This window comes from Telluria sp. AC161 (assembly GCF_979258535.1).
The window spans coordinates 5,018,390-5,039,759 of record NZ_OZ409861.1 but is presented as its reverse complement, the minus strand read 5'-3'; the positions used below and the strand labels follow the sequence as shown (position 1 = coordinate 5,039,759).

At 66.3% G+C, this 21,370-nt stretch carries 17 protein-coding genes; 7 read left to right on the top strand and 10 right to left on the bottom strand.

What is annotated here, in order from left to right; all coding sequences use genetic code 11:
- Positions 1–67 precede the first annotated feature (67 nt).
- The 3 genes from ACZ0AJ_RS22420 to ACZ0AJ_RS22410 all read right to left on the bottom strand — a co-directional run bounded on the left by ACZ0AJ_RS22420 (position 68) and on the right by ACZ0AJ_RS22410 (position 3,002).
- On the bottom strand, positions 68–2,035 hold the full coding sequence (locus tag ACZ0AJ_RS22420) for a GAF domain-containing sensor histidine kinase (RefSeq protein WP_499456577.1): 1,968 nt from the start codon (positions 2,033–2,035) through the stop codon (positions 68–70).
- A gap of 102 nt (positions 2,036–2,137) precedes the next feature.
- On the bottom strand, positions 2,138–2,647 hold the full coding sequence (locus ACZ0AJ_RS22415; protein WP_229424703.1) for a hypothetical protein: 510 nt from the start codon (positions 2,645–2,647) through the stop codon (positions 2,138–2,140).
- Positions 2,648–2,774: 127 nt separating this feature from the next.
- The gene (locus ACZ0AJ_RS22410) at positions 2,775–3,002 is read right to left on the bottom strand and encodes a hypothetical protein (RefSeq protein WP_258837310.1); all 228 of its coding nucleotides are present in this window, start codon (positions 3,000–3,002) and stop codon (positions 2,775–2,777) included.
- A 216-nt stretch (positions 3,003–3,218) separates the two neighbouring features.
- Here ACZ0AJ_RS22410 and ACZ0AJ_RS22405 point away from each other — a divergent pair, with 216 nt between their 5' ends.
- On the top strand, positions 3,219–3,596 hold the full coding sequence (locus ACZ0AJ_RS22405) for a hypothetical protein (protein WP_499456575.1): 378 nt from the start codon (positions 3,219–3,221) through the stop codon (positions 3,594–3,596).
- Between the two features lie 4 nt (positions 3,597–3,600).
- Here ACZ0AJ_RS22405 and queC read toward each other — a convergent pair whose 3' ends face one another.
- A complete protein-coding gene (queC, locus tag ACZ0AJ_RS22400; protein WP_499456574.1) occupies positions 3,601–4,308 on the bottom strand; it encodes a 7-cyano-7-deazaguanine synthase QueC in 708 nt (235 codons plus the stop codon).
- A 266-nt stretch (positions 4,309–4,574) separates the two neighbouring features.
- Between queC and ACZ0AJ_RS22395 the strand changes: the two genes are divergently transcribed.
- Positions 4,575–6,359 carry an autotransporter assembly complex protein TamA gene (locus ACZ0AJ_RS22395; RefSeq protein ID WP_499456572.1) on the top strand — a complete coding sequence of 595 codons (1,785 nt, stop codon included), beginning with the start codon at positions 4,575–4,577 and terminating at the stop codon, positions 6,357–6,359.
- On the top strand, positions 6,359–10,810 hold the full coding sequence (locus ACZ0AJ_RS22390; protein ID WP_499456570.1) for a translocation/assembly module TamB domain-containing protein: 4,452 nt from the start codon (positions 6,359–6,361) through the stop codon (positions 10,808–10,810). The genes ACZ0AJ_RS22395 and ACZ0AJ_RS22390 overlap by 1 nt, the downstream gene beginning before the upstream one ends.
- A gap of 6 nt (positions 10,811–10,816) precedes the next feature.
- Here the strand turns inward: ACZ0AJ_RS22390 and ACZ0AJ_RS22385 are convergent, their stop codons facing one another.
- Positions 10,817–11,359 (bottom strand): DUF6622 family protein, encoded by a 543-nt coding sequence (locus tag ACZ0AJ_RS22385; protein WP_499456828.1) that lies wholly within the window; start codon positions 11,357–11,359, stop codon positions 10,817–10,819.
- Positions 11,360–11,474: 115 nt separating this feature from the next.
- Here ACZ0AJ_RS22385 and ACZ0AJ_RS22380 point away from each other — a divergent pair, with 115 nt between their 5' ends.
- Both ACZ0AJ_RS22380 and ACZ0AJ_RS22375 read left to right on the top strand, forming a co-directional pair.
- Positions 11,475–11,789 carry a hypothetical protein gene (locus ACZ0AJ_RS22380; RefSeq protein WP_499456569.1) on the top strand — a complete coding sequence of 105 codons (315 nt, stop codon included), beginning with the start codon at positions 11,475–11,477 and terminating at the stop codon, positions 11,787–11,789.
- A gap of 12 nt (positions 11,790–11,801) precedes the next feature.
- On the top strand, positions 11,802–12,695 hold the full coding sequence (locus ACZ0AJ_RS22375; RefSeq protein WP_499456568.1) for a LysR family transcriptional regulator: 894 nt from the start codon (positions 11,802–11,804) through the stop codon (positions 12,693–12,695).
- Here the strand turns inward: ACZ0AJ_RS22375 and ACZ0AJ_RS22370 are convergent.
- Both ACZ0AJ_RS22370 and ACZ0AJ_RS22365 read right to left on the bottom strand, forming a co-directional pair.
- The gene (locus tag ACZ0AJ_RS22370) at positions 12,683–13,885 is read right to left on the bottom strand and encodes an MFS transporter (RefSeq protein ID WP_499456567.1); all 1,203 of its coding nucleotides are present in this window, start codon (positions 13,883–13,885) and stop codon (positions 12,683–12,685) included. The two genes, ACZ0AJ_RS22375 and ACZ0AJ_RS22370, sit on opposite strands and share 13 nt — an antisense overlap.
- Before the next feature lie 161 nt (positions 13,886–14,046).
- On the bottom strand, positions 14,047–15,096 hold the full coding sequence (locus tag ACZ0AJ_RS22365; RefSeq protein ID WP_183553964.1) for an NAD(P)-dependent alcohol dehydrogenase: 1,050 nt from the start codon (positions 15,094–15,096) through the stop codon (positions 14,047–14,049).
- Between the two features lie 258 nt (positions 15,097–15,354).
- Here ACZ0AJ_RS22365 and ACZ0AJ_RS22360 point away from each other — a divergent pair, with 258 nt between their 5' ends.
- Positions 15,355–16,962, top strand: a complete 1,608-nt coding sequence (locus ACZ0AJ_RS22360) for a GGDEF domain-containing protein (RefSeq protein WP_499456566.1) — start codon at positions 15,355–15,357, stop codon at positions 16,960–16,962.
- Here ACZ0AJ_RS22360 and ACZ0AJ_RS22355 read toward each other — a convergent pair.
- Together ACZ0AJ_RS22355 and ACZ0AJ_RS22350 are read right to left on the bottom strand one after the other, a co-directional pair.
- On the bottom strand, positions 16,936–17,637 hold the full coding sequence (locus ACZ0AJ_RS22355) for a YjjG family noncanonical pyrimidine nucleotidase (RefSeq protein WP_499456565.1): 702 nt from the start codon (positions 17,635–17,637) through the stop codon (positions 16,936–16,938). The two genes, ACZ0AJ_RS22360 and ACZ0AJ_RS22355, sit on opposite strands and share 27 nt — an antisense overlap.
- Before the next feature lie 55 nt (positions 17,638–17,692).
- Positions 17,693–17,878, bottom strand: a complete 186-nt coding sequence (locus ACZ0AJ_RS22350; protein ID WP_499456564.1) for a hypothetical protein — start codon at positions 17,876–17,878, stop codon at positions 17,693–17,695.
- A gap of 118 nt (positions 17,879–17,996) precedes the next feature.
- Here ACZ0AJ_RS22350 and ACZ0AJ_RS22345 point away from each other — a divergent pair, with 118 nt between their 5' ends.
- Positions 17,997–18,515 carry a CcdC protein domain-containing protein gene (locus tag ACZ0AJ_RS22345; protein ID WP_499456563.1) on the top strand — a complete coding sequence of 173 codons (519 nt, stop codon included), beginning with the start codon at positions 17,997–17,999 and terminating at the stop codon, positions 18,513–18,515.
- 31 nt (positions 18,516–18,546) lie between these two features.
- On the opposite strand, the gene ACZ0AJ_RS22340 is transcribed toward ACZ0AJ_RS22345, so the two are convergent.
- Positions 18,547–21,369 carry an ATP-binding protein gene (locus tag ACZ0AJ_RS22340; protein WP_499456562.1) on the bottom strand — a complete coding sequence of 941 codons (2,823 nt, stop codon included), beginning with the start codon at positions 21,367–21,369 and terminating at the stop codon, positions 18,547–18,549.
- Position 21,370 lies beyond the last annotated feature (1 nt).

The following is a 21,370-nucleotide window of genomic DNA, read 5'->3' as shown; positions in this document are numbered from 1 at the left end:
AGCCAAGGGTAAAGAACCTGCAGCAACCGATCTGTACGGCGACGCACGTGCCCGCTCGATCGTGGCACTAGGCCGCCAGTTTTTCCTTGCGCTGCGAACGGGGAAAGCGCAGGTGGTACGTCAGCCCCTGCCCCGGCGCGCTCGTGGCCCGCACCGTCCCGCCCAGCGCGCCGGTCACCAGGTTGTACAGGATGTGGGCGCCCAGGCCACTGCCACCGGTCCCGCGCCGCGTGGTGAAGAACGGATCGAACAATTTGTCGAGCGTGGCGGCATCCATCCCTGCCCCGTCGTCGGCGTACTCCATCACCACCCAGCCGTCGCTGCCCAGCGCGGCGCGCAGCGTGATATTGCCGGCCTGCTCGTGCTCGAAGCCGTGCACGAGCGAATTCATGACCATATTGGTGAGGATCTGGGACACGGCCCCAGGGAAGCTGTCGAGCATCAGGTCGGGTGCGCAATCGACCGCCACCTTCACCGGACGGCCCTTGAGCTTCGGGTGCAGCGACAGGAGCACCTCGTTCAGGTACGCGCCCAGGTTGAAGCTGCGGATATCGTCCGACGACTGGTCCACCGCCACCTGCTTGAAGCTGCGTACCAGGTTCGCTGCGCGCTGCGTATTGGTGGTCATGATGCGCAGCGACTGGTCGACGATGTCGAAGAAGCTCTCCAGGCTCTCTGCCGTCATCTCGCCCGCTGCCAGTTCTTCGCGCGTGAGTTTCAGCTCCTGCACCAGGTGGCTCGTGGCCGTCACGCAAATGCCCAGCGGCGTGTTGATCTCGTGCGCCACGCCGGCCACCAGGCGGCCGAGCGAAGCGAGCTTTTCCTGCCGCACCAGTTCGGACTGCGCCTCCTGCAGCGCGTGCAGCGCGTCGTTCAGCGCCGCGTTCTGCTGCTCGAGGGCTTCCTTGGTCTTGCGGATCCTGCGGTCGGCCTGCATGCGCGCAATCGCAACGGCCACGTGGCTGGCCATGAATGCCAGCAGGTCGAGGTCGGCCTTGCTGTAGACGATCGCCGGGTCGTAGCTCTGCACCACGATCACGCCGTACGGCTGGTCGTTGACCAGCATCGGCGCGCCCATCCAGCTGGCAATATCGGTGCTGCCCAGCGGCTCGGCCACGGTGCCGGCGTCCACCAGCGCCCTGAAGCTGGCCACGTCGTGCAACTGCGCCTGCTTGGTCGCCAGGATGTGCGAACACATTGCCTTGCCGAACGGGAAGCGCAGCAGCGGTGGCGTGCTGTCTTTCTGGTCGACGAAGTACGGGATGCTGATCTCTTGCGTGCGCTGGTGGTACAGGCCGATCAGGAAGTTGTCGGCCACCATCAGCTCGCCGATGATGCGGTGCAGGCTGGCGCTGAGCTGGTCGGTGTCGAGCGCCTGCGCCGACAGGTCAGCGATCTCGTACAGCGCATGCTGAATCTTTTCGGCGCGGCGACGCTCGGCCACCTCGTGCGCCAGCGCAGCCGTGCGCGCCGACACCGCGCGTTCCAGCCGGTCCATGCTTTGCAGGCCCTGCAGCGCATTCGAGACGTGGTTGGCGATCAGCCCGAACAGCGCAATGTCTTCTTCGCTATAGGTCTGGTCGGCAGAGTAGCTCTGGATGACGATCGCGCCCAGTGCCTGCTGGTTCTGGTCGAGCAGCGGACAGGCGACGAAATGCTCCGGCGTGCTGCCATTGCCCCAGCGCCCGGCCGCCTTGCGATGGCGCTCGTTGAAATCGGCCGCCGTCAGCACCAGCCTCTGGCGATTGAGCAGTACCCAGGCCGTGGGCGACTGGTCGGGCGAAGCCAGCCGGATGCGCTCGAGCGGATCGCGCGCGCCGTCGGCTTCGTCGACAAAATAGGGAAAGCGCACGGTGCCGTCTTCGCGGTCGGCCAGCGCCACATAGAAGTTGGCCGCATACATGATACGGCCCAGCGCGCCGTGCACGGCCCGGATGAATGCGGTGATGTCGCTGCAGCTGGTCGAGAGTTGCCCGATATCGAGCAACATCGACTGCACCGCTTCCAGCCGGTCAAGCCGGTCAAGACGTTCCATACTTTCCCCCACCTGTTCACAGAATGCATCTGATGATGCGCAGAGGAAATAGTAGCAGCTTGGGGCCGGACGCAGCAGCCTGCCGCGCCCGGCTGTGGCTTTTTAGCGCGGCGCGCGGAAGTCGTTCTCGACCCAGGCCTGCGCCGAACTCGGCGTGAGCTTGAAGGTCGGCGCCACGCGCACGCGCGCAACCTGCTCGCCCATCTCGTCGGTGGCGGCCAGCATCGCGTACGGATCGTCGTCGTCCGGGACAATATCGAGCGTGACCTTCAGTTCGCCCTGCTCGGTGAAGATGTACAGGTTCTTGTGCAGGATCGCGTGCATGTGCTGCTCGTGGCGGCGAATGACTTCGGACGCCGTCTTGATCAGCGTGTTGAAGGCATTGGTGTCGAGCGGCTTCGGATTTTTCTTGTCGCGGCCCATGGTCCAGGGACCGACCAGCGCCGGTTCGGGCTCGCCATCCTTGTACATTGCCACGGCCCAGCCTTCATCGTCGTCGTTCTTGATCACGCGCGCGGTCCAGCCATTGCCCTGCCACAGCCGGGGTTGCTGCACGGGGCCGGTGTCCTCGCTGCCGTCGTCGCTGTCGGGGTCCAGCATCTGGTCGTTCATGGGTCGGTGTCCTCGGCGCTTGCGCGCCCAAAACCACGATCATAGAGGAAACCGGCCCCATGAAAAAGGCCGCACGGCACTGCTGCGGGCGATTGGCTGAAATAGTCTGGAACCAGGCCGGAAATCGCTAGGCCGGACAATCGTCGACGATGCGCGGACAGCGCCACGACGGGCCGGGTGGCGGCATGATCGGCGGGCCAACGGGGATCGGGCGCGGATCGCCGTTGGGCGCCGGCGTATCGCGGTTGAACGGCGTGATGATGATGGGCGGAATGGCCGGTGGCGCCGAGGGCGGATCCTTCGGTCCACCGGACGCGCGGGCCAGGTCGTGGAAGGCGTTGGGCACAGCGTACATGGGGTCCCCCTGAAACAGAGCAGGCTGTCAGTATAGGAAACGCTGCCGTGATTACAAGGTCGGAATTGGCAGCGATTCTGCCCGACCCGGCGCATGCACATTTCATCCCGTTAAACATGCAGCCTGTCGCACGCGAGTGGCAGCGCACGTGCGCCGCGCCTACAGTTCGAGCATGCAAGACCAAACAGCTCAACCCAACCATTCGCGAGGACTGCCATGAAAAAATACGCCCCCTACGTCATCCTGTTCCTGTTTGCCGCCATGCTGTGGAATCTGTTCGACTGGAGCGGCGACATGACGGTCAATCTCGATGGCGACCAGATCGATGGCCCGCTGGGCTTCCTGCTGGCCACGCTGTTCACGGGTGGCGGCATGCTGCTGGCCGTGTTCATCTCGGTGATCACGGTGGCGGTGCTGGCAGTGGTATTCGCCGGGGTCGGCGTGATTCTGATCGGCTCGCTGGCGATCGGCGCCCTCGTGCTGGCGCTGGCGATGTCGCCGCTGCTGCTGCCGCTGGTACTTGTCGTGGCGCTCGTGTGGTACGCCATGCGCCGGCCGCGCCCTGTCACGCTGGACAAGGCCGCGGCAGCGTAAAAACTTAGCGCGCCACGTACTGCGCGTAACCCCGCGCACGCAGGGCGCACGCCGGGCACGTGCCACAACCGTGACCCCAGGCGTGCGCCTCGCCCCGCTCCCCCAGGTAGCAGGTGTGCGTATCGAAGCGGATCAGATCGACCAGCGCTGCGCCACCCTCCTGCTCCGCCAGTTCCCAGGTCTGGGCCTTGTCGATCCACATCAGCGGCGTCTCGACCTTCAGCCTGGTGGCCATGCCGAGGTTCAGCGCCACCTGCAGCGCCTTCATCGTGTCGTCGCGGCAATCCGGATAGCCCGAGAAATCCGTCTCGCACATCCCGCCCACCAGCACGTTCAGTCCGCGCCGGTAGGCCACCGTGGCCGCCACTGTCATGAACATCAGGTTGCGGCCCGGCACGAACGTATTCGGCAAACCGTTTTCCTGCATCTCGATCGCGACATTGCTGGTCAAGGCCGTGTCGGAGATTTTGGAGATCAGGGACAGGTCGATCATGTGATCGTCGCCCAGGCGTGTGTCCCAGTCGGGATTGAGCGCGCGCAGCTTGGCCAGCACGCCGGGGCGCACGGCCAGCTCGATCGCATGGCGCTGGCCATAATCGAAGCCGATCGTCTCGACCCGCGCATAGCGCTGCAGCGCCCAGGCCAGGCAAGTGGTGGAGTCTTGGCCGCCACTGAACAGGACGAGCGCGGTATCGGTAGAGAGGATGGTCATGGTGGTAAAAGAAGGTAAAAAGGCAGGGGTCAACCGTCAATTCTGGCACAGATCGCGGGCACCGTGGCCGATAAAACCGTGTTTGTCCAGACGCGCGCGCGCAACATTTCACGTCCGCCATCGACTTTGCCAATCAGTTAAGATGCGAACGAGTCACCCAATGGAGCGTCACGTTGTCACGATCGAATCCCCACCCGCGCAAGGGTCCCCGCCAGCGCACACTTCCTCCGCTGTTGCAACGCTCCCTGCTGGGTGTCGGCGCATTCGTGTTTGCCACTACTGTTTATGCGCAAAGTACGACGGGCGTCGATTACACGGTGCGCATCGACGCACCGCGCGCGCTCGAGACGCTGCTTGAAGAGAACCTCGACCTGATGCGCTGGCGCGGCAATTCGCGCGTCGACATCGACCAGCTACAGCGCCTGGTCAAAGAAGCGCCGGCGCAAGCCACCAGCCTGATCGCCACCGAAGGTTATTACTCACCGAAAGTCTCGGTTGGCCTGGATACCAGCGGTGCGCGTCCGGTCGCGCGCGTGATCGTCGATCCGGGCGAGCCGGTGCTGGTTGGCGACGTCGACCTGGTGTTACAGGGCTTTGCCGCCTTTGAAGAAAGCGGCGCCCCGTTCGACGCCGGTGCCCTGCGCAACCGCTGGACGCTGCCGGTGGGCAGCCAGTTCCGCCAGTCCGACTGGGAAGGCGCCAAGAAAGGCCTCGTGCGCGACATCGCGCAAAGCCGCTTCCCGCGCGCACGCCTGGTCGAAACCAGCGCAACCGTCGATCCGGATTCGCGCCGCGCGCTGCTGCGCGTGGTGATCGATTCGGGCCCCGAGATGCGCTTCGGGAATCTGCGTATCCGCGGCCTGAAACGTTATCCGGCAGAGGTCATCACCAACCTCAACAAGATCAATCCGGGCGACCAGTACAGCGAAGCCGCGCTGCAGGCGCTGCAATCGCGCGTGCAGGACACCGGCTACTTCGCCAGCGTCGAAGTCAGCGCCGACATGCGCGCCGTGCTCAATGCCGAAATCGCCGACATCAAGGAAGACGCCGACAGCGACGCCAATCCGGCCACGCCGGAGCCGGCGACCGGTCCGACCACGCTGCCGGTAGTCGTCAGGGTCACCGAAAACAAGCAGAAGAACGTCGAGGCCGGTGTGGGCTTCTCGACCGACACGGGCGGCCGCGCGCAGCTGAGCTACGACGACCTGAACGTGTTCGGCAAGCGCTTCAAGAGCGACCTGATCTACGAACAGAAGCGCCAGACCGCCAAGGGCGAACTGTTCTGGCCAACCACGGCCAAGGGTTACAACGACAGCATCAGCGCCGGCGTCGCACGCGAAGACCTGCGCGGCGAACTGACCACGCTGGCCAGCGTCGCGGCGCGCCGCGCCTGGGGTTCGCCGCTGCTGGAACAAAGCGTCACGCTCGAAGCGCTGACCGAGGAACGCGAAGTGCAAGGCCTGGAGCCGACCCGCACCAAGAGCCTGCCGCTGACCTACAGCGTCACGCGCCGCAAGCTCGACAGCCTGATCCTGCCGACCAACGGCTATGTGGTCAACGCGCAATTCGGCGGCGCCGTGCTGCCGATCCTGACGGACGAAAAATTCCTGCGCATGTACCTGCGCGGCATTTACTACAAGCCGCTGGGCCCGGCCGGCACGCTGATCCTGCGCGGCGAAACCGGCGCCGTGGCCTCGAAAGAGAAGCTTGGCGTGCCGAGCACTTTCCTGTTCCGCGCCGGCGGCGACCAGTCGGTGCGCGGCTACGGCTATCAGGAGCTGGGCGTGCAGGAAAACGGCGCCACCGTGGGCGGGCGCTACCTGGCCACCGCCAGCGCCGAATACCAGTACTGGTTCAAGCCGCCCTGGGGCGTGGCCGTCTTCTATGACGTCGGCAATGCCGCCGACAAGTTCGGCGACCTCAATCCCAAGTCGGGCTACGGCGTGGGCGCGCGCTGGCGCAGCCCGGTCGGTCCGATCAATGTCGACCTGGCCTACGGCCACGCGGTGCGCAAGGCGCGCCTGCACTTCTCACTCGGATTCACGTTCTGATGGATACACCTGAAAACAACCCGGCGCCGACGCCCGACCAAGCCCAGACCAACCAACGCCGCTGGCCGCGCCGCGTCGCGATCGGCCTTGTCGCCACCGGCGTCATCGTCGGCGGCACGCTCTGGTACCTGGGCCGCGAAACCACGCTGCAGATGATCGCCCAGCGCGTTGCCAGCGCCACCGGGGGCAAACTCACGCTCACGGGCGTGAGCGGCACCCTGTACGGCAAGATGCACATCGAACGCCTGATCTGGCGCACCGAGGAACAGGTCATCACCGCCAACAAGATCGACATCGACTGGTCGCCGGGCCAGGTGCTGTCGGGCGGCATCCTGATCGACCAGCTGTGGGCCGCCAGCGTGCGCATGCAGACGCTGAAGGAAACCGACGAACCGTCCGTGCTCCCGACCAGCCTGGCGCCGCCATTCCGCATCGAGGTCGACGACGCCCGCCTGGCCAATATGACGATGGTGAACATCGGCGGCGCCGAAACGCGCATCGACAATATCCGCGTGCGCGCCAAGGGCGACAAGCGCAGCTGGGTCGTGCAGAACGCGACGGCGGCCACGCCATGGGGCCAGGTCGCTGCCAAAGCCACCGTCGGCGCGGCCCGTCCCTTCAAGATCGACGCGGCAGGCAGCCTGACGCAATCGCAGGCCAGCGCCGGCGCGCGCGCCGCGCAGTTGCAGATCAAGGTTGGCGGCGACATTCAAAACGCCACGCAGATCGACGCCACCGGCACCGCCGGACGCGCCATCGGCGACGCCCACTTCACGCTCGCACCGTACGCCGAGATCCCGCTGCGCGCGCTGCGCATCAATGGCCGCAACGTCGATCCGGGCTTCTTCAACCCTGCCCTGCCGACGGCCGATCTGACCTTCGCGGTCGTCGGCAAGCTGGACGAACAACGCAATATCAGCGGCAGCGTCGACATCACCAACACCGGGCCGGAAGGCACGATCGACCAGCAACGCCTGCCGCTGCGCGCGGCGCGTGGGCAACTGGGCGGCAACCTGTCAGCGCTGAACGTCTCGAACGTGCTGCTCGACTTCGGCGCGGCCGGCACATTCACCGGCACCGGCGGCGTGCAGCGCACGAAGGACGAAGAAGGCATCGGTACCGCGCGCTTTGCGCTGCACACCGACCGCTTCAACTTGCGCGAAGTGCATTCGGCCATGAAGCCGACAGCGATCAAGGGCGATATCGCGGTCACCAACGAAGCGACGCGCCAGACGCTCGAGGCGAACCTGATCGATGCCGGCCTGCGCCTGACGGCCCTGGCCACGCTGGAAAACAATGTGGCCACGCTGCGTGAAGCGACGCTGCGCGCCGGGCGCGGCAGCGTCACGGCCAGCGGCACCATGAACCTCGAAGGCGACCAGGCCTTCAAGGCCACGGCCAACGCCAGCCGCTTCGACCCGTCCGAATTCGGCGACCTGCCGGCGGCCGACATCAACGCCACGGTCAATGCTGCCGGCGTTCTGACGCCCGCATGGAAGGTCGACGCCGACTTCGCCGTGCGTCAGAGCCGCCTGATGAACCAGCCGCTCAGCGGCAAGGGCAAACTGACGGCCGACGCCAAGCGCTTTGCCGGCATCGACGCCAACCTGGCGCTGGGCCAGAACACGGTCGACCTGAAAGGCGCGTTTGGCGGCGCCGGCGACCGCCTGCAATGGCGTCTGGACGGCCGCCAGCTCGCCGCCGTGCGCGCCGACCTGTATGGCGCGGTGGTGGCCAACGGCGTCGTCACCGGCACCATGGCGGCGCCGCGCACGACGTTCGACGTCAACGCGCGCAACCTGGGCTGGGTCGACGCCCAGCGCAAGAACAACAGCGGCGTCGTGCGTGCCCAGGGTGAAGCCTGGCTGGGCGGCCCCGAGGCTGCACGCGTGGTCGAAGTCAAGGCCACCGGCGCGACCGAACGCTTCAACCCGGCTGCCTTCGGTTCGCCGCTCGCCGGCAATATCAACTCGACCTTCACTGGCAGCGGCCGTGCGGGCGCTGACTGGCGCGGCGCGCTGGACCTGAAGGTGGTCGACTCGACGCTGGCCAATTCGCCGTTCTGGGGCCATGCGCGCCTGGCGGCCGACCGCCGTCACGTGTCCGACGCCAACGTCGACCTGCACGTGGGTCCGAACGTCATCGCCGCTACCGGCAGTTTTGGTGCCGCGCGCGATGCGCTCAACTGGCGCATCGATGCGCCGCAACTGGCCGCGTTCGGCCCCGAGTACGGCGGCGTGCTGCGCGGCTCGGGCGTCCTGTCCGGCACGGCCGACACGCCATCGCTCACGGCGACCATCGCCGGCCAGAACCTGCGCGCCATGGGCACGCACACGGTGCGCTCACTGAAAGCCAGCGCCAACCTCGGTTCCGGCCGTGGCGCAAGCGACCCATTGGTGACCGATGTCGAGGTGCTCGACTACGTCAACGGCGACACGCGCGTGGCGTCCGTGCGCCTGAAAACCGACGGCACGCGCGGCGCGCACACGCTGCGCCTGTCGGCGCTGGGCGACGCGTTCGATGCCAATGCCGAACTGCGTGGCGCCTTCTCGAAGGACACCTGGAGCGGCACGCTGGCTGCGCTGCAAAATCGCGGCCGTTATGCGATGAACCTGCAAAAGCCGGTGCCGTTGACGGTCAGCGGCGCGCCGGGCGGCGGTCTTGCCGGCCTGGCCAGCCCGGAGCGTATCGCATTCAATGGCGCCGTGATTGCCCTGCCGAACGGCAGCATCACGGTCGACGCGCTGACCAAGGACGGCCCGCGCTGGGCCAGCCGCGGCCATGCCGACAATGTGCCTCTGACGTACCTGGCCCAATTCTCGCCAGCGCTGGCCGACAACGCGCGCGGCGACCTGACGCTGGGCGCGGCCTGGTCGGTCGACATGCGCGCGCCGCAGGCGCAAGGCGCCGCGCCTTCGCTGGCCGGCAATGTGCGCGTGTTCCGCGAAAAGGGCGACGCCATCGTCGGTGGCGACACGCCCGTGCCGCTTGGCCTGCGCCAGCTGGAGGCGCGCGCCGAAGTGGTCGGCAGCAGCCTGCGCGTGAACCTGGATTTGGACGGCGCCCGCACCGGCGTGGCCAAGATCGACGCCAATGCGCAGATGATCAACGGTCGCCTGGAGAGCGCCAGCCCGCTGCGCATGACGGCCAATGCCAATATCCCGTCGATCGCCTGGCTCGCGGCACTGGCCGGCCAGCCGGGCCTGGAACTCGACGGCGCGCTGCGCGTGGCGATGACGGGTGGCGGCACGATCGGCAAGCCGAGCCTGAACGGCAATCTCGATGGCGACAAGCTGGGCGTGCGCTGGGCCGAACAGGGCGTGAACCTGCGTAACGGCGAACTGCGCGCGCTGCTCGGCGGCGACCAGCTGCGCATCGAGAAGCTGTCGTTCCAGGGCCGCCAGGGCGGCGCTGCCGCCAGCGGCTACGTGCGCTTTGCCGACGGCGCGCCGACGATGGACATTCGCCTGAACATGGACAGGCTCGAAGCCCTGTCGCGCCCGGATCGCACCGTGATCCTGAGCGGCCAGGCGTCGCTCGTGCGCGACGCCAGCCGCTTCGCACTGGAAGGCAAATTCCGCGCCGACCGCGCCCTGATCGAATTCGCACCGCAAGGCACGCCGACGATCTCGGACGACGTCATCGTGCTGGGCCGCGCCACCACCAAGCCAACGCCGAAGACCAGCGAAAAGGAAGTGCCGCTGACGGTGGATCTCGCAGCCGACCTGGGCGACGACTTCCACATCCGCGCGATGGGCATCGACGCCTACCTGGCCGGCACCGCCCGCGTGCGCATGACGGGCAGCGGCCAGCCGCGCATCAACGGCACCATCCGCGCGCTGAACGGCACTTACGCCGCGTATGGCCAGAACCTGTCGATCGAACGCGCCGTGATGACCTTCAGCGGCCCGTACGACAACCCGTCGCTCGATATCCTCGCGGTGCGCAAACGCCCCGAAGGCGAGCAGCTGTCCGAGACCAACGTCGAAGCGGGCGTGCAGGTCCGTGGCACGGCGCAATCGCCGACGGCGCGGCTGGTGTCGACGCCGAACGTGTCCGACAGCGACAAGCTGTCGTGGCTCGTGCTGGGTCAGGGCATGGAAGCAGCCAGCGGCGACCAGAAAGGCGTGCTGACAGCAGCTGCCAGCGCCCTGCTGGGCGGCAGTGGCGGCACCGGCGGCATCCAGTCGAAGATCGCCAACTCGCTCGGCGTGGATGAACTGGGCCTGAAACAGGGCGCTAACGGCGGCAGCGGTTCGGGACTGGAAAGCACCGTGGTCACGGTCGGCAAGCGCATCTCGCAGCGTGCCTACCTGAGCTTCGAGCAAGGCACCAGCACCGCATCGAGCCTGGTGCGCCTGCGCTACAAGCTCACGCCGCGTATCTCGCTGCAGTTCCAGACCGGGACCAACAGTGCGCTTGATATTCTCTATTCGTGGGCGTTTGACTGATTTGGTCTAGACAGCAGCGGGCAACCCTGTCCGCTGCTGTCCCACGGCGCCCGCCATGCGCGCCAGGCGACCAAGCAGCACCCCATTGAACACACCGAATACGAGGCAGATCGTCGCGGCCACCGCAAGCTGGTGCGCCAGTTGCGGCTGGATCACCAGCACGACCGACGTGATGTACTTGGTCAGAAAAATCGCGAGCATCAGGATCAATGGCATCACGCTGCCATGCACCAGCACCCGGTCCGGCGCCGTGCCGGCCGCGATGCGCGTGCGGCCGAATCGCCAGGCCAGCAGCATCGCCACCGCACAGCCGGCACTCCAGGCGGCGATCAAGAGCGCACCCAGATCGAATTTCAGCGCCATATCGTTCAGCGACAATCCCAGCATCACCAGCGGCAGGATCAGCATCCGGCGCAGCGTCAGTTCGCGATCGCGCATCTCGTCGACGCCGCGCCAGAGCAGGAACGCGAGGATAGCCCAGACGTACAGGGGCGTGTGGGTCAGGATCTGGATTAGCATGGCAAACTCCTTGGCAGGTAGAAGGTGCATGCATTGTGCGGACACGCCGGGCGTCGCGGCATCCGGTGCGACGAAGTGGCGCCCCGGCGGCGCGAACCGCCTGCCGCGCGGCGCGAATTTTGCGCTGGCCGGGTAGAATCTGGCCATGGCAAGCAAACATCCCATCTTTCCCGGCCCACGCACCGCACGCGGCGCAGTGCTCGCCGTCCTGTTGTCGAACGCCGACCAGGCCGGCAGCGAGCCGCTGCGCGGACGCGTGACGCTGGCCGCGATCGTGCGCGCGCTGAAACGCAAGTACCACTGGCCGATCGAGACCACCAGCTTCCCGTCCAACGATATCGACGGGCGCGCCACCTGGGCCACCGTCTACAGCCTGCCGCAGGGCGTCATCGATACGGCGCTGGCTGGCAAGGGCAGCGACTGGCTGCGCAGCACGCGCAGCGGCGGCGAGGCCAGTTAGGTCCCAGTCTGTATGGCCCGCGACAACATCAACGATATCCTCGTCTTCATCGCCGTTGCGCGCGAGCGCAGCTTCACGCGCGCCGCCGCCAAGCTGGGCATGAGCCAATCGGCGCTCAGCCACATCGTGCGCGGGCTCGAGGAACGCCTGGGCGTGCGCCTGCTTACGCGCACGACGCGCAGTGTCTCGCCCACCGAAGCGGGCGAGCGCCTGCTGCAGAACGTGGGGCCACGACTGGAAGAAATCGATGCCGAAATCACGGCCATCACCGACCTGGGCGACAAGCCCGCCGGCACCGTGCGCATCACGGCGATTGACCATGTGATCGACACGGTGCTGTGGCCACGCATCGCCCCACTGCTGCCGCAGTATCCCGAGCTGCACATCGAAATCAGCTCGGACTACCGTTTGGTGGACATCGCGGCCGAGCGCTTCGACATCGGCGTGCGCCATGGCGACCAGGTAGAAAAGGACATGATCGCCGTGCGCCTGACGGCCGACGTGCCGATGCGGATCGTCGGCGCACCTGCCTACTTCGCGCGCCAGCCGGCGCCGGCCTCGCTGCAGGATCTCATGACGCACAACTGCATCAATCTGCGGCTGGCCAGCAGCGGCGGGCTGTATGCGTGGGAGTTGCTGCATGACGGCCAGCCGATCGAGGCGCGCGTGCGCGGCCAGGCGGTGTTTACCAACGTCCATCACATGCTCGCTGCGGCGCTCGATGGCGTGGGCGTGACCTTCCTGCCCGAGAGCCTGATCGCGCCGCATGTAGAGGCCGGGCGCCTGGTCAGCGTGATGGAAGACTGGTGTCCCAGCTTTCCCGGCCTGCACGCCTACTACCCGAGCCGGCGCCATTCGTCGCGCGCGCTGGGCCTCGTGATCGACGCGCTACGTTATGCGGGTTGAACCACGCGGCCAGCGCGTGACGCCAGCAGCGCCAGCAAGCTGGCCGCTACCAGCACGGCGGCGCTGAACCCGAACGTGGCGCCGTGGCCGCTGGCGTCGAACAGCAGACCGCCGCCAGTGGCGCCCAGCATGATCGCCAGTTGTACCACCGCCACCATCAGGCCGCCGCCGGCTTCGGCATCGCGCGGCAGCGTACGCGCAAGCCAGGTCCACCAGCCCACCGGTGCCGCCGTCGCCACCAGTCCCCAGATGGCCAGCAGCACCGTCGTTGCCGCGACTGACTGGCCGACGATGAGCAGCCCCGCCGCGATCGTCGCCATGATGAGCGGGATCGCGATCAGGACGGGGTACATGCGCGCCTTGAGCACGGACCCGATCAGCGTCGTGCCGATGAATCCGGCCACACCCAGCACCAGCAGCATCAGCGACAGCGTTGCCACATCGACGCGGGTGACGGTTTCGAGGAACGGCCGCAGATAGGTGAACAATGCAAACTGCCCCATGAAGAACAGGCTCGCCGCCGCCATGCCCAGGCAGACCGCGGAACGCTTGAGCAACGCGACCATGCTGGCCGGCGCCTGCCGGTTCTCGGGGCGCAGCGCCGGAAGGCTGAACCAGAGCCAGGCCAGGGCCAGCGTCGCCACCGGCACCAGGCAAAAGAAGGCGCCGCGCCAGCCGATCACGCCGCCCAGATAACTGCCCGCCGGCGCGGCAATCACCGTGGCCAGCGCATTGCCGCCATTGAGGATGGCCAGCGCGCGCGGCACGTCGGCCGCGGGTACCAGACGCATCGCGGTGGCCGCCGACATCGACCAGAAGCCGCCGATGGCCACGCCGATCAGCGCGCGGCCGACCATGAACAGCGGATAGTTCGGCGCAAATGCGGCCACGGTGCCCGAGGCGATCATCAGGCCGGTCAGGGCCAGCAACAGCGTCTTGCGGTCAAGCCGCCCCACGACCGATGTCAGACACAGACTGGTCAGGAGCGCGAACGCGCCGGAAATGGCGATCGACTGCCCGGCCTGGCCTTCGGTGATGCGCAGGTCGGCCGCCAAGGGCGTGAGCAGGCTGACCGGCATGAATTCGGATGCGACGAGGGCAAAGGCGGCAAGCGACATCGCCAGCACGGCGCCCCACGCCGCGGGCGCTGCCGGCTTGCTGTCGCAAGCGACGGAAATGGTTGGATTCATTAATGATGCAGGAGGAGGAAAACAGCCTGCTGCGAGGCAGCAGGCGTAGGGTGGACGGGTACCCCGTCCACGCGTCGATGGTTGGCCGCAAGATCATCCGGCATGCAAACGACGCCGATCACCGCGTGGACGGCGCCGCCGCCTCGCCGGTCGCGTCCACCCTACGCGGCCAGCGTGGCGCTGTCGATCACGAAGCGGTACTTGACGTCGCCCTTGAGCATGCGCTCGTAGGCGCCGTTGATCTCGTCGGCGCGGATCATCTCGATGTCCGACACGATGCCGTGTTCGGCGCAGAAGTCGAGCATCTCCTGGGTTTCCGGGATCCCGCCGATCATCGAACCGGCAATCGCGCGGCGCTTCATGATCAGGTTGAACACCTGCGGCGATGGGTGCGGCGAATCCGGCGCGCCAACCAGCACCATGGTGCCGTCGCGCTTGAGGATCTGCAGGAACGCGTCCAGGTCGTGCGGCGCGGCCACCGTGTTGATGATCAGGTCGAGGGTCTTGGCCTGCGCCGCCATGGCGTCGGCATCCTTCGAGATCACGACTTCATCGGCGCCCAGTGCCAGCGCATCGTCGCGCTTGGACGCCGACGTCGTGAACGCCACGACATGCGCGCCCATGGCGTGGGCCAGCTTGATGCCCATATGGCCCAGGCCACCGATGCCGACGATGCCGACCTTCTTGCCGGGACCGGCGTTCCAGTGGCGCAGCGGCGACCAGACGGTGATGCCGGCGCACAGCAGCGGCGCCACGGCGGCCAGCTGCTCTTGCGGGTGCGTCACGCGCAGCACGAAGCGTTCGTGCACGACGATCTGCTCGGAGTAGCCGCCCAGCGTGTGGCCCGGTGCGTCCGGGGTCGGCCCGTTGTAGGTGCCGACCATATTGTCGCAGTAGTTTTCGAGGCCTTCGCCGCAATCGGCGCAGGCCTTGCACGAGTCGACCATGCAGCCGACACCGACCAGGTCACCGACCTTGTGCTGCGTGACGTGCGCGCCGATGGCCGACACGCGGCCGACGATCTCGTGGCCTGGCACGCAGGGGAATTGCGAGCCGGCCCATTCGCCGCGCACGGTGTGCAGGTCGGAGTGGCAGACGCCGCAGAAGTCGATTGCGATCTGCACGTCGTGCGCGCCAGGTGCGCGGCGCGTGATGTCCATCGATTCGAGGGCTTGGTCGGGCGCGTAGGCGCCATAGGCTTTGACAGTCATGGGAATCCTTGTGGTGATGCGATCAGCGGCGCGGGCGGCGCTGATCGATAAACAAGGGAGCAATATAAAACCTGGCTCAGTCGGGATAAAGACCCGTTCACGCATTGGGCATATGACGCTAGCCCATGAATACGCCGGCCCAGCAGGCGGCGTCTTGCGCCATGACACCCGCGCCGGTGGCACAATATGGTCGGGAAAACGTTGCATCACACAAGGCTGATGCGTCACCCCGGTCGCATTCCATGGAGCGCAGGCGCATTGACACCATCCAACGACAATCCCGCCCTCGATTTCCTGCGCTTGTCCAGCAAGCGCAGGCCCGTGGTGCGCTTCGTGGTCGCCGCGACGGTACTGGCCTGCATCCTGCTGGTGGCCTTTGCCGCGTGGTTCATCGAGACGACGCGCCAGGCGCAGATCGCGCAGACCACGGTCGCCACCAGCAATGTCGCGCGCATGGTCGGGGCCCAGGTCGAATCGGCCATGAAGACCACGAGCATGGCGCTGGCCAACGTCGCCGAACGCGTCGAACACGATGGCACGCGCCCCGCAGCGCTGGCGCGGTTGCAGGCGCACCTGGTCGAACTGACCCACACGACACCTGAGCTGCATGGCATCTTCGTGTATGGCGAAGATGGCGTCTGGCTGGCCACGTCGCTCGACCAGCCGTTCGTGGCCAACAATGCCGACCGCGCGTATTTTCAGTACCACCGCGAGCATCCGGGGCGCGGCATCCACGTGGCCCATCCGGTGCGCAGCCGCTCGAGCGGCATCTGGGTATTGCCGGTCTCGCGCCGCATCGACCATGCCGACGGCAGCTTTGCCGGCGTCGTGCTGGGCACGCTGAAGGTCAACTTTTTCGAACAGATCTACGACGATCTGGATGTCGGACGCACCGGCACAGTGCTGCTGGCGCTGGACGACGGCACGGTGGTCTACCGGCGCCCGTTCGACGAAAAGATCATCGGCACCAACCTGTCGCATGGCGCGGTGTTCCAGGCGATCCGCAACAAGTCGGCCGGCGCCGAATTCCTGACCGCCTCGATCGACAGGATCGAGCGCCTGTACAGCTATCGCCGGCTCGACCGTTTTCCATTCGTGATCGCCGTCGGCCAGACCAAGGACGAGCTGCTGGGCGACTGGAAGCGTTCGAGCTTTTTGATCGGCGCGGTCACGCTGCTGATCGCGGCGCTGTTCACGCTGTTCGGGCGCAAGCTGGTGCGGCAGATCGCGATCCGCGACCGGCTCGACCAGACGCTGCGCGCCTATTCCGAAGACCTGCAGCGCGATAACCTGGGGCTGCACGAACTGGCGCACACCGACAAGCTCACGCAACTGGCCAACCGGCGCCGCTTCGATGACATGCTGGACCACGAATGGCGCCGCGCGCAGCGCAGCAATGCGCCGCTGGCGCTGATCCTGCTCGACATCGACTACTTCAAGAAATACAACGACCATTACGGCCATCCGGCCGGTGACGCCTGCCTGCAGGGCGTGGGCGGCGTGCTGGCCGCCAGCCTGAATCGCACCGGTGACCTGCCCGCCCGCTACGGCGGCGAAGAATTCGCCATCATCCTGCCGGCGACCGACCTGCAGGGCGCACTGGCCGTTGCCGAACGCATGCGCCAGGACATTTTTGGCCTCTCCATCGCGCATGTGGAATCGCCTTTCGAGACCATCACGGCCAGTCTCGGCGTGGCCTCCTTCGAGCCTGGCGGCAAGGAGTCCTTGACCACCGCCGACCTGGTCGTGCGCGCGGACATGCAGCTCTACCAGGCCAAGGCCACGGGCCGCAACCGGGTATCCGGCGCAGCCTTCAGCGCCACCGGCGCCGACGCCGGCTCAGGCGAGGGCCAGGCGGCGCAATGAGGCGGCGATGTCGTGCAGGCTGTCGACTTCGCAGGTGGGAATGGCGAGCGATTCGTTGGTCAGGCGGCCCGGATTGAACCAGACGCTGTCGATGCCGAAGCGGTTCGCGCCGAGGATGTCGGCGTCCAGGCGGTCGCCCACGATCACCGTATCGGGCTTGGTGAAGGTGCGCGCCATCTTGCTGGTGTATTCGAAGAAGCGGGTGTCCGGCTTGGCGAAGCCGCAGGCTTCGGACGTCGCGACGAACGACAGCGACGGGGCCAGGCCCGAGCTGGCGATGCGCCGGTGCTGGATCGCGTGCGCGCCGTTGGTGATGATGCCCACTTCGCCGATGCCGGCCAGCGTTTCGCACAGCGCTACGGCGCCATCGACCAGCACGACGGTATCGGCAAGGGATTCGCTGTACACATCGCTGGCAACGTGTGGATCGAGATCGATCCCGTTGTCGGCGAAGGTCTTGCGAAAGCGTTCGATGCGCAGGAAGTCCTTCGACACGGCGCCCTGTTCAAAGAGGCGCCACAGCGCAACGTTGGTCATCTGGTACTGCGCGAACAGGACGTCAAGGCCCTCACGCAGATCGAGGTGCGCCATCGTGCGCTGGAAGGAAGCTTGTTCGGAAGCCCGGAAATCGAGCAGGGTGTCGTCGAGGTCAAACAGGAAAAGTCGGTGTTTCATTGCGTCCAACAGTAAAGCGGCAATGCTGCATGGTAGCACCCGCCGCCAAGCTGCGTCAGCTGGGGTTCGGATCCGGCACCGGCTCGTCATCGTGCGGCAGATGGCCCGGCTGGTGGTGCGGATGCGGATGCGGCGCCTCGAACGGATCGGGCATCGGATCGTCGACGGGTGCCGGATCGGGCGCGCGATGGGCGTGGATGGAAAACGGCGGCGCTGATGGCGCGGTATGGGCTGCTTGCATGATGCGGTCCTCCTCGATTGGCTGATTGGCCCACCTTAGCATGCGCTCCTGCGGCGCGGCGCGCGCCGGCAGTGGGCTACAATGCGGTCTTTCCGAACACCGCCTGCTGACCGTCCCCATGGAACTTTCGATCACCACCCTGGCCCTGCTCGTCCTGACCCCGCTGCTGGTCTGGCGCATCTACGCGCGCATCAAGAAGCAGATGCTGCGCCAGCGCTCGATCTACCAGCGCCATTACACGGGCATCCTGGTGTTTGGCGCGATGATCCTGGTGCCGGCAGCGCAGCTATTCGCCAGCCCGTACAACCTGGCAGCCTTGCTGGTGGGCGCGGCCGGCGGCATCGGCTACGGCGTGTGGGGCCTGAAGCTGTCGCGCTTTGAGGCCACGCCCGAGGGTTATTTCTTCACGCCGAACGCCCGTCTGGGCCTGGTGATGGCAATGATCCTGGTGGCGCGCATCCTGTACATCGGCGTCGAGATCTACGCCAACCAGGGCAAGGGCTTGCCCACGCCCCAGCTGAGCGACAGCCCGCTGACCATGCTGTGCGTGGGTCTGACCAGTGGCTACTTCGCCTGCTATTCGGCCGGACTGCTGCGCTGGCGGCGGCGGGCCAGGCGCGAGAGCTTGCAGGCATAAAAAAGGGATCCACATCGGATCCCTTTTTTCATCAAGCCGCCTTCGCGTCTTCCTTCCGGCGCTGCAGCACGAAGATCGGCTGCGCCCACTGCTGGTCCTTCTTCTTCTTGCTCGTGATGAGCGTCAGTTCCGACGGGTCGTAGACGTCCGTGTTGTGCGTCAGCGGGGTCGTCATCAGGTACTGGGCGTCGGTGTTCTTCAAAAACTCGCCGACCAGCTGGATGTTGCGGATATCCAGGTGGGCAAACGGTTCATCGATGAACACGAAGCCGCCCGAGCCTTCTTCGGACTTGAGCAGACCAATCAGCAGCACCAGCGACTTCATGACCTGCTGGCCGCCCGACGCTTCGCCGTCGTTCATCCCGATCTGGTCCTTGCCGTCGAACTTGAAGCGCACATGCAGGCCAGCCTGCGACAGCTGCACGTCGTCGTTCTCCAACCGCACCGGATCCGCCTGCACGTCGATCCCGGCCAGGCCACCCAGTTCGCGGATGTTCTTGGTATAGGTCTTGATCGTGTAGCGCAGGCGCTCGATGTAGGCGCCGCGCGCATTGCCGGTCGCTTCGATCGCGCGGTTGTTCTGGTAGCGGCGCTCTTCGGTCTCCGTCTGGCGGCTTTCGAGCTGGTCGTGCAGGCGCGCGTACTGGTCGACCACGGTCGGGTCGAGTTCCCAGTCGTCACGCGCCAGCGAGCCTTCAAGAGACCCCAGGCGCAGATTGACCTGGTGCGCGTTCTGGTGCCTGGCCACCAGGTCGCCGCGCCAGAGCGGATTCTTCCACGCGCCCGGCACGGCGCGCCAGCTGCGGCGCAATTCCAGCAGTGCTTTGGCGTGCTCGGTGCGCTGGTCGATCTGGCGGCGATGGTTCAGGCGCATGCCTGCCTCGGCTTCCGACAGCGCCATGCGCGCGTTCTGCCACACGGTGTCGGCGCGGGTGCGCGCGACGGTCGCGTTCTTGCTCAGCGTTTGCAGCTCGCCCAGGCGCGCGCCCACTTCCATCCGCTCGGCCTTGAGCGGCGCCAGTGCGCGCGCGGCTTCCTCGAATTCTTCCTGACGGGCCGACAGTTCCTTGGCCGCGTCCACGCCCGCAATGCGCGCCTTCAGGCCGCCCACTTCGGCGGCCAGCTTCGAGATCGCCAGCGTCAGCGCGTCTTCCTTCTGTTCCAGCGCCGGCAGCGATTTCTGGATCGCTTCCAGGCGCTGCGTCTTGCCGGCGGCGCCGAAGCGATAACGCGATGCTTCGACGAACAGCGAGCGGCCACCGCGGCGCTCACGGTGGTAGGCGTCCGGCGTGATCCACTCGTCCGAGCGGCTCTTGAAGCCGTCGTCGACCGAGTCAACCCGCACGATGCGTTCCAGCTGGTCGATCAGCCAGCCTGGCGCCTTGCCCGAGAAACTCACTACCGACAGCAGGCTGTCATCCTTGACGACCGGCGCCGTCACGCAATCGGGCACGATGAAGTGGCGATAGCGCTCCTTCTCGGCCAGGCGGTAGGCGTTCGCCGCATCCGACGCTTTTTCGAGCAGCACGACCGAGGCGTAACCACCGAGTACACCTTCGACCGCGCCCTGCCACTTCGGATCGGTCACTTCGACGATGTCCGACAGCATGGCGTGCGCAATGCCTTCGTCGCGCAGCGCGCGGCGCATCAGGCGCTGCGCTTCGGGCTCGGGCATCGCGCTCTTGCCCTGCAGCTGGGAGATCGTCGCCAGCTCGCCCGCAATCTTGGTCGACACGGCTTCGCGCGCGCTCTTCTGACGCGCCAGCTCGGCTTCTTTTTCACCCAGCTGCTTGCCCACTTCGGCGATGTCCGCGCCCGCATCCGCCGACAGCTTTTGCAGGCGATCGCGCTGTTCCAGCAGGCTTTCCAGCGGTTTCAGGCGCGTGTTCACTTCGGTCAGGCGTTTGGCCAGTTCGCCGCCTTCCTGTTCGAGCTGCGTTTCCTGTTTTTGCGCTTCGGTCAGCGCGCGCTGCTGGCTGGCCAGCTGGCTGCGTTTCTCGGCCAACTGGCCGTCGGCCTGGACCAGCGGCTTTTTTGCTTCGCGCAGCGTGCGCGAGACCAGCAGCGCTTTCTCGCGCGCTTCGTGGTACTGCAGCGCCGGCAGCACTTCTTCGTGCAGCTCGCGCTTTTCCTTGTGCAGGTCGGACCACTGATGGTGGTTGGCCACGCGCAGGCGCAAGCCTTCGAGGTTGGTGCGCGAGGCTTCCAGTTCGGCCTCGAAGCGTTTCAGCTCGGTCTCGGTATCGCGCTGGTGGCGCTTGGCTTCGTCGTAGGCGTCCAGCACTTCCTTGTCGCCAAAGACCTGGAACACCAGGTCGAGCAACTGGCGGGGCGCGTATTCGCACAGCTTGTCGGTCTCGCCCTGCTCCAGCGCCAGCACTTTCGACATGGCCGGCGACAGCCCCGCCGACGCCAGGCGCTTGCGGTAGTTTTCCACGCCCAGCCAGTCGGTCGCTTCGGTCACTTCCTCGATTTCGACGTTCCCGGGCCGCATCAGGTACTGGCGCTTCCAGTCGCCGCCGTTCTTCTGCACCTGGCAAAAGAGCGTCACTTCATCGTCGGCGAAAAAGCCCGAATGTCGAAACGGCCGGTTCGACAACTGGCGGCCTACCGGCTTGTTGTCAACGACGGCGCGCAGCCAGGCGCTTTGCTGGCCCGAGTGGCGCGCATAGTGTTTGTACGTGCGGCCCATCGAGCAATCGAGCCCGAACAGCGTGCGCATCGCGTCGAGCAGCGTGGTCTTGCCCGAGCCGTTCTGGCCGGCGATCGTGATGATCTTGGCGTCGAGCGGGATTTTCTTGATCCGCTGCCAGTAATCCCAGTGGACCAGTTCGAGTGATTTAATGTGGAACATC

Coding starts and splice junctions, on each gene's coding strand:
- ACZ0AJ_RS22420 (WP_499456577.1), bottom strand. CDS start 2,035: ATGGAACGTCTTGACCGGCTTGACCGGCTGGAAGCGGTGCAGTCGATG.
- ACZ0AJ_RS22415 (WP_229424703.1), bottom strand. CDS start 2,647: ATGAACGACCAGATGCTGGACCCCGACAGCGACGACGGCAGCGAGGAC.
- ACZ0AJ_RS22410 (WP_258837310.1), bottom strand. CDS start 3,002: ATGTACGCTGTGCCCAACGCCTTCCACGACCTGGCCCGCGCGTCCGGT.
- ACZ0AJ_RS22405 (WP_499456575.1), top strand. CDS start 3,219: ATGAAAAAATACGCCCCCTACGTCATCCTGTTCCTGTTTGCCGCCATG.
- queC (WP_499456574.1), bottom strand. CDS start 4,308: ATGACCATCCTCTCTACCGATACCGCGCTCGTCCTGTTCAGTGGCGGC.
- ACZ0AJ_RS22390 (WP_499456570.1), top strand. CDS start 6,359: ATGGATACACCTGAAAACAACCCGGCGCCGACGCCCGACCAAGCCCAG.
- ACZ0AJ_RS22385 (WP_499456828.1), bottom strand. CDS start 11,359: ATGCACCTTCTACCTGCCAAGGAGTTTGCCATGCTAATCCAGATCCTG.
- ACZ0AJ_RS22380 (WP_499456569.1), top strand. CDS start 11,475: ATGGCAAGCAAACATCCCATCTTTCCCGGCCCACGCACCGCACGCGGC.
- ACZ0AJ_RS22375 (WP_499456568.1), top strand. CDS start 11,802: ATGGCCCGCGACAACATCAACGATATCCTCGTCTTCATCGCCGTTGCG.
- ACZ0AJ_RS22370 (WP_499456567.1), bottom strand. CDS start 13,885: ATGAATCCAACCATTTCCGTCGCTTGCGACAGCAAGCCGGCAGCGCCC.
- ACZ0AJ_RS22365 (WP_183553964.1), bottom strand. CDS start 15,096: ATGACTGTCAAAGCCTATGGCGCCTACGCGCCCGACCAAGCCCTCGAA.
- ACZ0AJ_RS22355 (WP_499456565.1), bottom strand. CDS start 17,637: ATGAAACACCGACTTTTCCTGTTTGACCTCGACGACACCCTGCTCGAT.
- ACZ0AJ_RS22350 (WP_499456564.1), bottom strand. CDS start 17,878: ATGCAAGCAGCCCATACCGCGCCATCAGCGCCGCCGTTTTCCATCCAC.
- ACZ0AJ_RS22345 (WP_499456563.1), top strand. CDS start 17,997: ATGGAACTTTCGATCACCACCCTGGCCCTGCTCGTCCTGACCCCGCTG.
- ACZ0AJ_RS22340 (WP_499456562.1), bottom strand. CDS start 21,369: ATGTTCCACATTAAATCACTCGAACTGGTCCACTGGGATTACTGGCAG.